15 protein-coding genes, 2 tRNA genes and 1 pseudogene are annotated in these 15,214 nt (G+C 36.3%); 10 read left to right on the top strand and 8 right to left on the bottom strand.

Annotated elements, in window-relative coordinates:
- Positions 1–28: 28 nt before the first annotated feature.
- From nuoI to infC, 4 genes are all read left to right on the top strand, one after another.
- Positions 29–511 carry an NADH-quinone oxidoreductase subunit NuoI gene (gene nuoI, locus ABWU67_RS00515; protein ID WP_038199316.1) on the top strand — a complete coding sequence of 161 codons (483 nt, stop codon included), beginning with the start codon at positions 29–31 and terminating at the stop codon, positions 509–511.
- A 115-nt stretch (positions 512–626) separates the two neighbouring features.
- A complete protein-coding gene (locus ABWU67_RS00520; protein WP_010962961.1) occupies positions 627–914 on the top strand; it encodes a hypothetical protein in 288 nt (95 codons plus the stop codon).
- Complete coding sequence (gene thrS / locus ABWU67_RS00525) at positions 907–2,808, top strand: threonine--tRNA ligase (RefSeq protein ID WP_010962960.1); 1,902 nt, start codon at positions 907–909, stop codon at positions 2,806–2,808. The genes ABWU67_RS00520 and thrS overlap by 8 nt, the downstream gene beginning before the upstream one ends.
- 12 nt (positions 2,809–2,820) lie before the next feature.
- Positions 2,821–3,339: a translation initiation factor IF-3 gene (gene infC, locus ABWU67_RS00530; protein ID WP_006279610.1), complete on the top strand. Its 519-nt coding sequence runs from the start codon at positions 2,821–2,823 to the stop codon at positions 3,337–3,339.
- A 28-nt stretch (positions 3,340–3,367) separates the two neighbouring features.
- On the opposite strand, the gene nuoF is transcribed toward infC, so the two are convergent.
- Both nuoF and ABWU67_RS00540 read right to left on the bottom strand, forming a co-directional pair.
- Positions 3,368–4,621 (bottom strand): NADH-quinone oxidoreductase subunit NuoF, encoded by a 1,254-nt coding sequence (nuoF, locus tag ABWU67_RS00535; protein ID WP_353282035.1) that lies wholly within the window; start codon positions 4,619–4,621, stop codon positions 3,368–3,370.
- Between the two features lie 19 nt (positions 4,622–4,640).
- Positions 4,641–4,713: transfer RNA gene (locus ABWU67_RS00540), tRNA-Lys, on the bottom strand.
- A gap of 341 nt (positions 4,714–5,054) precedes the next feature.
- On the opposite strand from ABWU67_RS00540, the gene ABWU67_RS00545 reads away from it, so the two are divergent.
- Positions 5,055–5,130 (top strand) — tRNA-Ala (locus ABWU67_RS00545).
- A gap of 223 nt (positions 5,131–5,353) precedes the next feature.
- Here the strand turns inward: ABWU67_RS00545 and ABWU67_RS00550 are convergent.
- A pseudogene (locus ABWU67_RS00550) lies at positions 5,354–6,212 on the bottom strand (IS630 family transposase).
- A gap of 133 nt (positions 6,213–6,345) precedes the next feature.
- On the opposite strand from ABWU67_RS00550, the gene ABWU67_RS00555 reads away from it, so the two are divergent.
- From ABWU67_RS00555 to ABWU67_RS00575, 5 genes are all read left to right on the top strand, one after another.
- The gene (locus tag ABWU67_RS00555) at positions 6,346–6,624 is read left to right on the top strand and encodes a hypothetical protein (protein WP_353282216.1); all 279 of its coding nucleotides are present in this window, start codon (positions 6,346–6,348) and stop codon (positions 6,622–6,624) included.
- Between the two features lie 60 nt (positions 6,625–6,684).
- Positions 6,685–7,544, top strand: a protein-coding gene (locus tag ABWU67_RS00560) for an IS630 family transposase (protein WP_156518142.1) whose coding sequence is annotated in 2 segments (ribosomal slippage) — positions 6,685–7,009 and positions 7,009–7,544 — 861 coding nt in all. Because the reading frame shifts where the segments join, the coding sequence is not laid out codon by codon here.
- A 15-nt stretch (positions 7,545–7,559) separates the two neighbouring features.
- Entirely contained in the window at positions 7,560–8,156 is a 597-nt protein-coding gene (locus tag ABWU67_RS00565; RefSeq protein WP_410541765.1) for a hypothetical protein, read from the top strand.
- A gap of 82 nt (positions 8,157–8,238) precedes the next feature.
- Entirely contained in the window at positions 8,239–8,544 is a 306-nt protein-coding gene (locus tag ABWU67_RS00570) for a hypothetical protein (RefSeq protein ID WP_264329450.1), read from the top strand.
- A gap of 99 nt (positions 8,545–8,643) precedes the next feature.
- On the top strand, positions 8,644–9,078 hold the full coding sequence (locus ABWU67_RS00575; RefSeq protein WP_209472434.1) for a hypothetical protein: 435 nt from the start codon (positions 8,644–8,646) through the stop codon (positions 9,076–9,078).
- A gap of 70 nt (positions 9,079–9,148) precedes the next feature.
- Here ABWU67_RS00575 and ccmE read toward each other — a convergent pair whose 3' ends face one another.
- The 5 genes from ccmE to nuoL all read right to left on the bottom strand — a co-directional run bounded on the left by ccmE (position 9,149) and on the right by nuoL (position 15,211).
- Positions 9,149–9,541, bottom strand: a complete 393-nt coding sequence (ccmE, locus tag ABWU67_RS00580; protein WP_174515681.1) for a cytochrome c maturation protein CcmE — start codon at positions 9,539–9,541, stop codon at positions 9,149–9,151.
- Positions 9,542–9,658: 117 nt separating this feature from the next.
- Positions 9,659–10,531, bottom strand: coding sequence for a biotin--[acetyl-CoA-carboxylase] ligase (locus ABWU67_RS00585; RefSeq protein ID WP_209472430.1), 873 nt, complete (start codon positions 10,529–10,531; stop codon positions 9,659–9,661).
- Positions 10,532–10,535: 4 nt separating this feature from the next.
- Complete coding sequence (locus tag ABWU67_RS00590; protein ID WP_353282036.1) at positions 10,536–11,921, bottom strand: NADH-quinone oxidoreductase subunit N; 1,386 nt, start codon at positions 11,919–11,921, stop codon at positions 10,536–10,538.
- On the bottom strand, positions 11,918–13,360 hold the full coding sequence (locus ABWU67_RS00595) for a NuoM family protein (RefSeq protein ID WP_010962955.1): 1,443 nt from the start codon (positions 13,358–13,360) through the stop codon (positions 11,918–11,920). The genes ABWU67_RS00590 and ABWU67_RS00595 overlap by 4 nt, the downstream gene beginning before the upstream one ends.
- A gap of 3 nt (positions 13,361–13,363) precedes the next feature.
- Positions 13,364–15,211 carry an NADH-quinone oxidoreductase subunit L gene (gene nuoL, locus ABWU67_RS00600; protein WP_022626390.1) on the bottom strand — a complete coding sequence of 616 codons (1,848 nt, stop codon included), beginning with the start codon at positions 15,209–15,211 and terminating at the stop codon, positions 13,364–13,366.
- Positions 15,212–15,214 lie beyond the last annotated feature (3 nt).

Below are 15,214 nucleotides of genomic sequence, written 5' to 3' on the forward strand. Positions count from 1 at the left end.
AATGACTGACACAAGTTTTAAATATTTTATGCTCAAGAAATTAGCTTGGTACTGGTCTTTTGTAGAGTTAATTAAAGGGTTTGTTATTACATTAAAATATATGTTTAAGCCAAAGGTTACTTTGAGGTATCCTATGGAGAAGGGCCCTTTAAGTCCAAGGTTTCGTGGTGAGCATGCGTTGCGTAGGTATCCAAACGGTGAAGAACGATGCATAGCTTGTAAATTATGTGAAGTTATCTGCCCTGCTCAAGCAATAGTTATTGAAGCAGAGGAAAGAGAAGACGGTAGTCGCCGCACCACGCGCTATGATATTGATATGACAAAATGCATATACTGCGGACTTTGCCAAGAGGCATGTCCAGTTGATGCAATTGTTGAAGGTCCTAACTTTGAATTTGCTACTGAAACAAGAGAGGAGCTAATGTACAATAAAGAAAAGTTATTGCGTAATGGTGAAGTTTGGGAAGACGCAATTGCACTCAGGTTAAAAAAGAATAGGCCTTATTATTAATGTTCAGAGCTTATAACCCTGTTATCCATTATGATTTAGGGGCAGTGCCCACTAGGGGTGGTGTCATCCCAGTAGCTGATACACAACTGTACGAACATTTGTTTGCGAGGGCAGTATGTTAAATGTTATAGCCTGTTTTGCCTCAAACACAAAGGTGTCATCCCAGTGCTTGACACTGGGATCCAGTAAAATTGATTGTGAACAAGCACACTATGCAACATTTTCAATGAAATTACAAAAAAGCTGGATTCCAGTGTCAAGCACTGGGATGACACCATTTGCTGTGCAATTTACCTTCGAAAATGAATGTTCGTATGGCTATGTGCGTGACACTGGGATGACACCGTTGGAAGAAGCAAACCGCCTTCAAGCTACATGTCCGTATAGGTTTATTTATGGTTAGGGTTACTTTTTCAACCGAACAAAAAGTAAAAGAATACAGTGGTAAAGTCACTGGCTTTGATATATTACAACCGGATGCTTTGAAAGAAGTAGTTGCATTGAAAGTAAATGGTGAGCTATATGACCTCTCACGTGAAATTGAAGCTGATGCAGAGATAGAGGTGATACAACTGAGTGACGAAGTGGGTTTAGATATAATAAGGCATGATGCTGCTCATATAATGGCGCAGGCAGTGAAAGAGCTATTTCCTAATACTCAGATTACTATCGGCCCAACAATTCAGGACGGTTTTTACTATGATTTTGCTACAGATCGTACCTTCACTACGGACGATCTTACCGCAATAGAAAAGAAAATGAAAGAGATTGTAAAAAGTAACCACAGATTTGTTCGAGAAGTTTGGACTCGCAAGCAGTCAGTTGATTTCTTTAGTGGTATAGGCGAAAAATATAAGGTTGATATTATCTCATCCATACCAGAGGGTGAAAACCTAACTGTTTATAGGCAAGGTGATTTTGTTGACCTATGCCGTGGTCCGCACTCACCATCAACCGGTAGAGTTAAAGCGTTTAAACTTATGAAAGTAGCGGGTGCATACTGGCGTGGTGATTCTAAGGGCCCAATGTTGCAGCGAATATATGGCACAGCATGGGGAAATAAGGATGAATTAAACGCTTACCTTGAGTGCCTCAAAGAAGCAGAAAAACGTGATCACCGCAAAATTGCTAAGGATATGGATTTATTTCACATTCAAGAGGAAGCTGTTGGGCAGGTTTTTTGGCATGAACAAGGATATATTCTATATAATGTTCTTGAGTCTTACATCAGAAAGAAGCTAATAAATAATGGCTATTTTGAGGTAAAAACTCCTATTTTAGTAAGTAAAGAGCTGTGGGAAAGATCTGGACATTGGGATAAGTTTCGTGAAAATATGTTTATTGTTGACGAATCTGAGAATAAAAAGTTAGCAATAAAACCCATGAATTGTCCTTGTCATGTGCAGATTTTTAATTCTCACACCAGGAGCTACCGTGATTTACCAATACGTATGGCAGAGTTTGGCACATGCCATAGAAATGAAAGCTCAGGCTCATTGCACGGACTGATGCGAGTGCGTGGTTTTACGCAAGACGATGCACACATTTTTTGTATGGAAGAACAAGTGAATTCTGAGACTATAAAGTTTTGTGACCTTTTAAAAGAAGTATATTCAGAGCTTGGATTTAATGAAATTTCTGTGAAATTTTCAGACCGTCCAGATATTAGAGCAGGTAATGATGAAGTGTGGGATAGAGCTGAAAAAGCGCTGCTTGAAGCCGTTAAAGAAGCGGGCTTGAGTTATAAACTTAACCCTGGTGAAGGTGCATTTTATGGTCCAAAGTTAGAGTTCGTTTTGAAAGACGCAATAGGCAGAAATTGGCAATGTGGAACATTACAAGTTGATTTCATTTTACCAGAACGTCTGGGAGCTTTTTATATAGGGGCAGATGGGCACAAGCATCACCCTGTCATGTTACATAGGGCAATTCTTGGGACTTTTGAGCGTTTTATCGGAATTTTGATAGAAAATTATGCAGGAAAATTTCCAGTTTGGCTTGCTCCAACGCAACTTGCTATTCTGACCATTACAAATGAAGCTGACGGTTACGCCACAGAAATTAGCAATATTTTAAAAGAACAAGGTGTGAGAGTCAAGACTGATTTGACCAATGAAAAAATTAGTTATAAGATACGTTTGCATAGTTCAAACAAGGTTCCTATATTGTGGATTGTAGGAAAAAATGAAGTTACAAGTAAAACTGTGTCAGTAAGAAATTTAGGATCGGAAAGACAGGAGTCTTTTTCTTTGGAAAAGGCTAATGAATCGCTGTTAAAAAGTATTAATTTGAATTAAGGGAGTTAAAGTTTGCAAGTTAAAAAGAACAATAAAAACAGAATTAATGGATTTATCACAGCTAAGGAGGTACGCTTAGTTGATCATAGTGGTGAAATGGTCGGAATCGTGCCAATAGAACGAGCTTTGGAATTTGCACAGGGTGTTGGTTTAGACTTGGTGGAAATTGCACCTGATTCAACCCCTCCAGTATGTAAAATTCTGGATTATAGCAAGCAAAAGTATGATATAAAAAAGAAAGCAAGTGAAGCAAAAAAGAAACAAAAAACATTAACTATAAAAGAAATTAAACTGGGTCCCAATATTGGTGATCACGATTACGGAACAAAATTGCGTCAAGCAAGAGACTTACTTGCCCACGGACATAAAATTAAAGTCACAATGAGATTTAGAGGGAGAGAGCTTATAAACACTGAAGTTGGACTGGAAAAATTAGAACGGCTAATTCGAGACACTGAAGATATCGCAAAGGTAGAATTGGCACCTAAAAGAGAAGGGAATCAATATTTTTTAGCTCTGGTTGCTAAGTAGCAAAACGGCTTAAGAAGTATAAGTAAAGTTAAATTATCGCTCTCTCTTTGATAACATGGCGAAAATGTCTTATTAATCCTTGAATCGGCCAAGCTGCAGCATCGCCAAGTGCGCAAATTGTATGTCCTTCTATTTGAGTTGTAAGGTCAAGCAGCTTATCTATTTCATCAGGCTTAACATCTCCTGCCACCATCCTCTTCATAATCCTCCACATCCATCCAGTACCTTCACGGCATGGTGTGCATTGTCCACAGGACTCATGCATATAAAAGTGTGATAACCTCTCTATTGCAGCTATTATATCAGTTGATTTATTCATCACTATTACAGCAGCAGTACCAAGCCCTGATTGTGCAGTTCTTAATGAATCAAAATCCATTTCAATAGTATCACATATAGATTTTGGAATTAATGGCACTGAAGACCCACCAGGTATTACAGCAAGTAAATTATCCCAACCTCCTCGCACTCCACCTGCGTATTTTTCAATTAATTCACGTAATGGAATTCCGAGCTCTTCTTCAACATTACACGGGTTGTTTACGTGCCCTGAAATACAAAAGACCTTGGTACCAGTATTATTTGGTTTACCAAGAGATGCAAACCATTCTCCTCCGCGATTCAGAATATCTGGAACCATGGCTATAGTTTCAACGTTGTTTATTGTGGTTGGGCAGCCAAAAAGTCCAACACCTGCGGGAAATGGAGGCTTCATGCGAGGAAAGCCCTTTTTTCCTTCAATTGATTCGAGTTGAGCTGTTTCTTCCCCACATATGTAAGCTCCTGCGCCCCTATGGATAAACACATCAAGATCATAACCTGATTTGCAGGCATTTTTTCCAATTAAACCTTCTTTATAGGCTTCCTCAAGTGCTTTTTTTAGAACTAAATATTCATTATAAAATTCACCCCTGATATAAATATATGCAACTGATGCGCTGATCGCTTTGCCGGCCAGGAGAATTCCCTCAAGTAACTTATGTGGCTCATATCGCAATATATCTCTATCTTTACATGTACCAGGTTCTGACTCATCTGCATTGACTACTAAATATGCTTTTGGGAGATTTTTGGGCATAAAGCTCCACTTAAGGCCGGTGGAAAATCCTGCACCCCCTCGACCTCTCAAACCAGATTTCTTTACTTCATCAATGATCTTTTCTGATCCTAAATCCAGTAATTCCTTTGTTTTTTGCCAGCTACCACGTTTTTTTGCACCCTCAAGTAGTGGAGTTCCTTTACCATTTAGGTTGGTGAATATTTTGTCTTGTTCTTTTAGCATGTTTTTCAAAATTTGTGAGTGATCCCGACGCGATTCGAACGCGTGACCCACTGATTAAAAGTCAGTTGCTCTACCGGCTGAGCTACGGGATCATTTCATTTTTCAGCTATACTAAACATCAATACAGTTTTTATCCGTTTTAATCAAACTAAAATTTTCATGTGTGGTTAAATAAATTATATAATATACTGCGTTAGTGATAATTTAGTTAAAAAATCTATGAATAATTTAAAAAAATTTCCAAAGGAAAACTTTTTGTTAATTTTCAGTTCACAGATTTATTTGGATGGTGTGACGTATAACGCTAAGGAGACAAAAAAATAGAGAAGTGTGTACACCCTGCAGAATTTGTACACTATTTAGCAATAGCCTAATAGATAAATATTTCTTGCATTTCAGCCTGAGTGATTTATGCTTTAAGCAAGAATTACCTGGGGGTATAGCTCAGCTGGTAGAGCATCTGTTTTGCACGCAGAAGGTCAGCGGTTCGATCCCGCTTGCCTCCACCATTCTATACAGCTCTAGCCGCCACAAAACCTGTCAAAGCAGCTTATTTTAATCTATGAGGATTTTATACTATTTCCCTGAAAATCTCTATTTCTTTTCGTAACTTTTCTCTACACAAGTAATGTTGGTTATTACAATTGTAATATATACTAACTTAACAATAAATTAATCAATAAATGTTAGAATACTAACAATTATAGCATTTCTCATAATAGTCCGAATAGGTCATAGGAAGGCAGAATCAACAGCACGACGAAAGGATTCGAATAGAGGAATGTTTTTCCTGGCTCTGTTTTTTATAGCAAACCAATGATGCTCAATTTTGTTAAAATCTGGAGAATAAGGCGGCAGATACAAAATTTCTGCACCGACTCCTTTAGCGAGCTTGATAAGCTTATCAGACTTATGAAAAGTAGCATTATCAAGAATGACAGTTTGTCCAGGTTCTAAGATCGGTGCCAAAAATTGCTCAAACCATCCATTAAAAATATCCATATTACAGTGGCCTTCAAATGTTAATGGAGCAACTATCTTTCTTCTACTTAAGGCTGCAACCATGCTGATTCGTTGAGTTTTTTTTCCAGATTTTAGGGCATAAAATCGCTGTCCTTTCTGGCAATACCCATATGGATAGTCCTCCGTGTTATCAATCCCAGACTCATCTATATACACTAAGTTTTCTGGTTCTTTTGTTGCTATAATTTTTAAGAATTCAGCACGTTTTTCTTCGTTCCTTTCCTTGTATCCATATGTCTTTTTTTGCGCGTAAATCCAATTTTTCTGAGAGCTCGGTGGATCGTTTGGATACTAACGTTGCCCCAAAGTTTAGCCATTTCCGACAGAGTTTTTCTACCGTGTTTTTTAGCAAATTCGATAAACTTATTCCAGTCGATAATTTTCTGATTGTAACCTCCATTACCGAGTTTTTTGACTGAAAGTCGCCTGTTTCTTTTTTTCTTTGCTTCCACTCCCACAAAGTAGTTCGTCCAATTTTAAATCTTGCTGCCACTGCTTCTCTGCTTTCCCCTTCGTCTAGTGCTTCCATTGCTTTTTTTCTTAAATCATAACTATATGCTGCCGGCATCCAACCTCCTTATCGCCATCTATCCTTAATCTTATCATATCCGGACTTCTGTGGAAAGAGCTATAAAGTTTTTATTCAGGGCCTAACAGACGGCCAACTAAAAACTCTTGCCAATACTCTTAGTAACGAGCAACTGCAAAAAATAATTCCTGAACTGAGCTCAAGCCAGTTGCAGGCCTTAGCAGAGAACTTAACAGATGAACAACTCCAAGCTTTAGTGGATCATCTAACCAATCACCAGCTAAAAACCCTCGCTCAGGAACTAAATCCAGAAAAGTTACAAATAATTGTTCCTATTTTAAATGATACTCAGCTTGAAGCTCTAGTGAGAAAATTAAATTCAGAGCAAGTAAAAGAAATTTTACCTCACTTAAAAGTGGATCAGTTCAAAGCACTTATTAAAACTTTATAGCTCTTTCCACAGAAGTCCGGATATGATAAGATTAAGGATAGATGGCGATAAGGAGGTTGGATGCCGGCAGCATATAGTTATGATTTAAGAAAAAAAGCAATGGAAGCACTAGACGAAGGGGAAAGCAGAGAAGCAGTGGCAGCAAGATTTAAAATTGGACGAACTACTTTGTGGGAGTGGCAGCAAAGAAAAAAAGAAACAGGCGACTTTCAGTCAAAAAAACTCGGTAATGGAGGTTACAATCAGAAAATTATCGACTGGAATAAGTTTATCGAATTTGCTAAAAAACACGGTAGAAAAACTCTGTCGGAAATGGCTAAACTTTGGGGCAACGTTAGTATCCAAACGATCCACCGAGCTCTCAGAAAAATTGGATTTACGCGCAAAAAAAGACATATGGATACAAGGAAAGGAACGAAGAAAAACGTGCTGAATTCTTAAAAATTATAGCAACAAAAGAACCAGAAAACTTAGTGTATATAGATGAGTCTGGGATTGATAACACGGAGGACTATCCATATGGGTATTGCCAGAAAGGACAGCGATTTTATGCCCTAAAATCTGGAAAAAAAACTCAACGAATCAGCATGGTTGCAGCCTTAAGTAGAAGAAAGATAGTTGCTCCATTAACATTTGAAGGCCACTGTAATATGGATATTTTTAATGGATGGTTTGAGCAATTTTTGGCACCGATCTTAGAACCTGGACAAACTGTCATTCTTGATAATGCTACTTTTCATAAGTCTGATAAGCTTATCAAGCTCGCTAAAGGAGTCGGTGCAGAAATTTTGTATCTGCCGCCTTATTCTCCAGATTTTAACAAAATTGAGCATCATTGGTTTGCTATAAAAAACAGAGCCAGGAAAAACATTCCTCTATTCGAATCCTTTCGTCGTGCTGTTGATTCTGCCTTCCTATGACCTATTCGGACTATTATGAGAAATGCTATAAATGACGAGCAATTTACAGTGCTTGCAAAAGACTTGGCTGAGCACCACTTGACAATACTCTCCAAAGAATTAGAAGGTGATCAGTTGAAAGCTTTAGTAAATAGTCTGCAAGAAGACCAACTGAAAGACTTAGTTAATAAGCTTGATCCTGAGAAACTCGAAGCAATTGCTCAGGATTTAACTGATTCTAATAGGATCCAGATTATCATTAAGTCTTTAGTTGATAACCCAGACAAACTTCAAGCTTTTGCTCGCAATATGTCTAATGAGCAGTTTAAAGAACTTTTGGATAACGTAGGTGCAGAAGAGCTTAAAGAGATTATTCACAAACTGCCTTATGAGAAAGTGACAGCTGTGATTGGTGATCTCAGCAATCAAGATCAGTCTAAAGCTATTATTGATGCATTAAAAGGGAAACTTGATGAACAAAATGAAAAACAAAAGGAAATCCTTGAGCTGATTAAGAAACTTGGAGATTCTGCTGATGAACCTAAATGGGAGGGCCCTCTTCAAAACGCCAATGCTGAACTAATGGTAATGGAAGAGTACTTTCAGACTGGATACGAAGTATTGTTGAGCTAAATATTTATGGGTTTGAAAAGAGCTTTTTATATTTCTATAGTTGATTTTATTTGAAATTTTAAATTTTAATGAGGTAGTTTATATGGCCAATGAACCAAAAATTATAAGTAAAGTTACCCTTGCAAAACCGACAAATTACGAAACGAATAAAGATAAAAATGCGAAAGTTAGTTATACTCATAGTGTTATTGATAAACTGATTGAAAGTATGAATGACGGACTTGTTGTGCAAGTAAATACTAACTTGCATGGAGAACAAGAAAAAGTCAATCAACTGATTGAAGACGTTGGTAATGTAGATAGTGGTTTAGTACAGAGCCTGAATAACTTACAGACAAGAGTAAAAGAATTAGAAGACAATACCACTAGTGAACCAGATTGGGGTTAAACTGGAAAGAGTAATAGTCTCTAGGCTATTACTTTCTCCACATACCATTTCAATGTAGCTGAGTTGATTTTAAAAGTATAATTTTTTATAGAAGTTAATATGAGTAATTACAGTGTAAAAGAAAGCGAAAGCAACTTTGAATTAATAAGCGAAATAGGCGGAGATAACCCTAGAGTAATAGACGACATAGAGGTCAAAATTAAGCCTAAATCTTTTGAGAGCGATAAAGAAAAGAATGCATCGGTCAATTACGTTCACAAAATTCTAGATAAACTAATCGCAGATTTAAACGACACATTTGTTCCTAAATTGAATAATGAGCTGAAGGATCGTCAAGATGAAGTGGATCTATTGTATAAAGATTTAGATAGGCTTGAGATGATAGCTATAGAGGCTGAGAAGGATTATAAAATTTTGGAAGGAAACCTTAACAACCTAAAAGAAGAGGTTGAAAAATTAAAAACAGGAACAATTGGTGGTGATAATATGATGAATGGGAAGCACCAACTCACTCTGATATATTGTAGTAGTTAGGAAAGTCACAGCTTGCTAGCAGGCTGTTACTCTCTCTACATACTATTTCAATATAGCCAGATTAAGGAATCTATTTTAAAACTTTCGGCATATAGTTCTCATCATGTTTTGCAAACACCGTATCTGCAAGAAAGGTATTATTATCAGACATTTTACCTTGCACAACAACACCACTTTTTTCTGAAAACATCGGTGGAAGTATTCCCTGGTATTTTACCACAACGCTTTTGTTAAAATCTGTCATTTGAAAAACTACTTCACTTTCGCTCCGTATCACACTATCTTCAACAACCATTCCACCAACACGGATTGGCTTTTGACTATTTGGTAAAACTATTGCCTCACTTACTGTATAGAAAAATGAGATATTTTCTTTGAGCGTTGTTAAAATAAAAAAGACTATGCAGCTTAAAAAGCAGAAAATTCCTGAAGTTATAAGTAATCGCTTATGTTTCTTCTTCATTATTATCTTTCAGGCTTTCTAGAATTTTTTTACTTTTAGTATAGCAAGAAATGGTAAAAATTAGCTCTCCAACAATCAGCGTGAAACTAATAAGGTAAGCAAAAATTACATACGTATTCATAATGCACTGCCAATAAATAACTCACCTGCATCAAAATAAATTAAGCTTCCATCCTTTTGCTGCAACACCAATTTACCACTTTTATCTATATCAGCAAAAATTCCTTCATACAATTTGTCAGCTAACTTTACACTGATTTGCTCATTCATTTTGAATGCTTTTTTTAACCACATTTCTCTTATAGCATAAAACCCATCAAATAGCCATTGCTTTCTTAGCTTATTAAAATTTATTATTAATTCCTTTAACAGATCTATGTTAGACACAGACTCACCGTAATTGCTAATGCACGTTGTTCCTGGAAGTGGTGCATGACTGACATTAATTCCAATTCCTATAATGAGCCAATTCGAATTGGATCTTTTTTCAAGCAATATTCCACTTATTTTCTTGCCATCAATAAGGGCATCATTTGGCCACTTATACTGGAGATTTAGACCATTTATAAATGACAGTATAGTATTTCCAACAGCAAGAGCAGTAACAAAAGTCAATTCTGTTAATTTGCTAACATCCGCAATTTTATTCACCAAACCCTTCTCTGTCATCCCAATGCCCTCTGATGTCATCCCAGTGCTTGACACTGGGATCCATTCTTCTTTTTTTCTAGATTCCAGCGTCACGCGCTGGAATGACACCGAAAGCTGGCTTTCATTCAGATAATCGTTAAAGAGGTTTATCACCAAACTCGCATAAAAATTACCCTCTGGAGAAACCCAACTTTTTCCGGTGCGCCCCCTGCCTTCTGTTTGTTTATCGGCAATAATAACGGTTTCATTTGATATTCCTTTATCAATTAAATCCAACGCTTCTTTATTAGTGCTTGAAACTTCTTTGTAATGATGAATATGAAAGCCCTCAGGGATCACCTTGTCAGCCCTTTAGTTCAATGAGTGAGTAAAGATCTTCTACATACAAGAAAAGAACGAGGTTGATCAGTGAAGCCACTGAAGTGATAATGAATAGACCCTTAGAATAAGCAACCTTATTACCACTAGCTTTATCAAAATACATAACTTTCATGATATTTAAATAATAGTAGCATGATATCACACTCGCTATTACAAGGATCAAGGACAGGCTGATAAAGCCAGAATTTATTAAACTTTTGAATATAAAAAATTTAGCGAAAAACCCAGCAAGTGGAGGTATTCCCGACATTGAGAGTAACAGCACAGAAAGATGAAATGCTACAATTGGGCGTTTCTTCCCTATACCAGATAAATTTGCAATATCACAATCGTCATCGTCAATTTGTACGAGATATGAGAATAGCCCTATGCTTGTGATGATATATATCACCAGATACATTAAGGCACTATCTGTTCCTGCTTGTGTAAAAATAGAAAGTGAAGCAAATATAAAACCAATGTGACCAATTGAACTGTAAGCAAGCAGCCTTTTTAAGTTTTGCTGACGTAAGGCCCCAAAAGCTGAGATAAGCACAGACAATGCTGAAACGTATAAGAAAATAGGCTGAACATAACTTTTTACATTTACTAACTCTTCATTCATCAATCGAATTAAAAATGTTACAAGTGCAGCTTTTGGGGCCGTAGAAAAAAACGCAGTTACTATGGTAGGTGCACCTTGATAGACATCTGGAGCCCACATATGAAAAGGAGCAATAGCAAGCTTGAAACACAAACCAATTAGGACAAAGACTAACCCAAAAACTATTCCATAAGTTATCTGATGGTTTTGCAAGAATGAACCGAGCTCAGAGAAATTGACTTGTCCTGTATATCCATAAAGCAGCGACATTCCATATAGCATAATGCAGGAATATAATGCACTGAGTGTAAAATATTTCACTCCTGCTTCACATGAATAAATCGAATCTTTATTAAAGCTCGCAAGAACATACAAAGATATACTCATCAACTCAAAAGCTAAATAAAAAGAAATCAGACTATTTGCTGAAACCAAAGTTATCATGCCAAATAGCGCAAAAAGAATCAGCATTGAAAATTCATACTTATAGTCATATTTTGATAAATTCAGCATCAAAAGTATTAAAATTCCTGTGCTGAGAATTAACCCTTGGGCTGACCTGATGTATAAATTGAGTTTTAACAACGAATTAAAGAGAAAAATTTCATTGTTTTCTGCCGAAAGAATTAAAATAATCAAAGTTACCACTGTGCAGCCAAGTGCTAATAAGTTGATAGTTCTGCGGTTAAATATAATCCCAAGCAGCAGCAACACTAACGAGGAGATAATAGAGAACGTTTCCGGCAATATCTGTATATAATTCATAGCGCATTATATTTGACTAACAAATTTGCCATACATGGCTTCAAATAATTCAGTGCAAGGGTTGGGTAAAATCCAAGCAAAATAACAAACACTGCAAGCAGAATTAAGACAGAAAATTCTATGCTATCCAAACGGTTATTTAATAATTTAGAATAGCTAACCCCCCATATTATTTGCTTACATAAATTCAGCATATAAACTGCGCTTAAAATAGTGCCAAGTGCGATAAATCCTGTAAAAAACCCTATGCTCTTAAACATTCCAACCATAGCCAAAAACTCACCTGCGAACCCAGATGTTCCAGGTAGCCCTATTGAAGCCATTGAAAATAAAATGAACATAAAACCAAATTTTGGCATTGTGTTTACTATGCCAAAATATTTTGCAATCTCCAAAGTTCCAGTTCGAGTATATAGCATTCCAACACATAAAAATAAAGCAGCAGAAATAAGGCCATGACTAATCATTTGAAATATGCTACCCAGTACTCCTTCCTCACAAAATGAAAAGAGGCCAGCAGTAACGATCCCCATATGTGCTATTGAAGAATAAGCTATTAACTTCTTTATATCATCTTGAGCAAACGCAACTAGAGAAGCATATATCACCGCAATAATGCTCAGCACAACAACGAAATTTGAAAAATACAAACTTGCCTGAGGAAGCATTGGAATAGAAAACCTTAAAAATCCATATCCCCCCATTTTAATAAGCAAGCCAGCTAAAATCACAGATCCAGAAGTTGGTGATTGCACATGTGCATCAGGAAGCCAAGTGTGAAATGGAAACATCGGTACTTTTATTGCAAAAGAAATAAAAAATGCAATCCACAGCAATGACTGCACTTCAAGATCAAGGCTTGGCACTAATGTAGCTAATTTTTGTATATTAAACGTTCCAAAAATGTTATAGATGTAAACCAATCCAAGTAGAAATAATAATGAGCCAGTTAATGTATAAAGAAACAACTTAAACGTTGCATATACCCTGTGTTTTCCTCCCCAGATGCCAATAATAAAGAACATTGGTATTAAAACAGCTTCAAAAAACACATAAAAGCTTATAGCATTCAGTGAAACGAAAAAACCGACTACAAAACTCTCAAGCAGTAGAAACAATGCCATATAGGCTTTTAGGGTCGTATAACTCATTTTGCAGTTGTAGAGTATACAAATTACAAACAAGAAAGTTGTAAGAAGAAGGAAAAGCAACGATATACCATCTATCCCTATTCCAACATTTCTAATTGGGTAGCTGACAAACTGAAAGTCCGCATTGTTATAATCAAATTCTATACAAGCTACAATGCTAAGCAAAAATGGAAGTACAGCAAAAAATAGAGCAAGGAATCTTAAGTGTATAGATTGATGATTAATCCTGATTAAGGATAAAATCAACGCTCCTATCAGTGGAAGCAAGAATATACTAAGTAACAACACCTTCTATTTAATTCCAATAATATATAAAGCACCGATTATTAGAGTAACAAACATAATAAATGCATAATCAAATATATAACCAGTTTGTAACTTTATAGAACTTTTTGAACATTCATTAACCAACCTTACAACACCATTTGGTCCAAATGAATCAATAGCCTTAACATCAAACTTCCATAGAAGCCTAGATATAAACCTTATCGGTGCAATTATAACAAACTCATACACCTCATCAAAGTACCATTTATTCTGCAAAAACTTAAGTAAAAATTTACTCTTAATTTGCCTAATTACTTGATATTGGTAAATTAGGTACGCAAGTGCTATTCCACTTAGGCTTGCTAAGGTTGGCAGTAGTTTTATAAAGAAATTATGAACTCCATGCTCATCAATCATCACTAAACTTGATTTCCAAAACGCATTACTAGTTATGTTCAAAATATTTGCTCCCCATATTCCAGAAAATACTGATCCAAAAGCGAGTATCAGTAATGGTATAAGCATAATCTTTGGTGCCTCATGTATATTAATTTTACTTTGTTTTTGGCTGTGGAACACAAGAAGCAATAACCTCCAAGAGTAAAACGCTGTGAAGAATGCAACAACTAAGCTTATTACAAAAGCAAAGCTATCCGTGCTATAAGCATGTTCAATTATCAAATCCTTTGAATAAAAACCTGCAAATGGGAATATCCCAGAAAGCGCAAGAGATCCAATCCACATGAGAGCGTAAGTGCAAGGGATTTTCTTCCAGCAATTTCCCATTTTCTGAATGTTTTGCTCATGATGCATTGCATGAATCACATTGCCAGCACCAAGAAATAGTAGAGCTTTAAAAAAAGCGTGTGTCATTAAATGAAAAATAGCAACATTGTAAGCAGAAAGCCCACATGCCATGAACATATAACCAAGTTGACTGCAGGTTGAATAAGCAATTATTTTCTTTATATCGTTCTGAGTAATTGCAACGGTGGCTGCAAAAAAAGCAGTGAGTGCTCCAACGATAACTATTAATTCTCGTGCCACATTTGATAACTCAAACAATGGAGAACACTTTGCTACTAAAAATATACCTGCTGTTACCATCGTTGCTGCGTGAATAAGTGCAGAAACAGGAGTTGGCCCTTCCATTGCATCTGGCAACCAAACATGTAAACCAAGCTGTGCAGATTTACCCATACAGCCAATAAAAAGTAATATGCATATTATATGAGTTACTTTGAATTCACAGCAGAATGCCCTAATGTTCTGCGTGCCAAGAAGATCAGTTGTGTCAAAAACTTCAGTAAAATTCAAAGAGTGAAATGTATAATAAATAAGAAAGATTCCAATCAATAGTGCAAAGTCTCCTACCCTATTCACAACAAATGCTTTAATTGCTGCATTATTTGCAGAATATTTTTGGAACCAAAATCCTATGAGTAAATAAGAACATAGGCCAACCCCTTCCCAGCCAAAAAAAAGCTGCACGAAATTATCGCTTACAACCAGCACAATCATGCAAAACGTAAATAGCGATAGGTAAGAAAAAAACCTCGACTTCCCCTTATCATGCTCCATATAACCGATAGAGTAGAGATGTACTACCAGTGAAACGGTGGTAATAACAATAAGCATTAAGGATGAGAGAGCATCCACACTAATTGCCCAATTTACTTTTAAGATGCTCAATGAAAACAAAGGAAATAAACTCAAGTGATAATTTTCAGAGAAGGTGAGAAAAACATACCAAGATAAAACTGCAGATATTCCAATCCCTGCCGTTGTAACTAACTGACTTTTTCTAAAAAGTGCTGCAAATAGCGAACCAAAAAGTGGCAAAAATACTATTAATTTCAGTATATCCATCATACT

It is taken from the genome of Wolbachia endosymbiont (group A) of Aleiodes leptofemur (assembly GCF_964028465.1).
Taxonomy (GTDB): domain Bacteria; phylum Pseudomonadota; class Alphaproteobacteria; order Rickettsiales; family Anaplasmataceae; genus Wolbachia; species Wolbachia pipientis.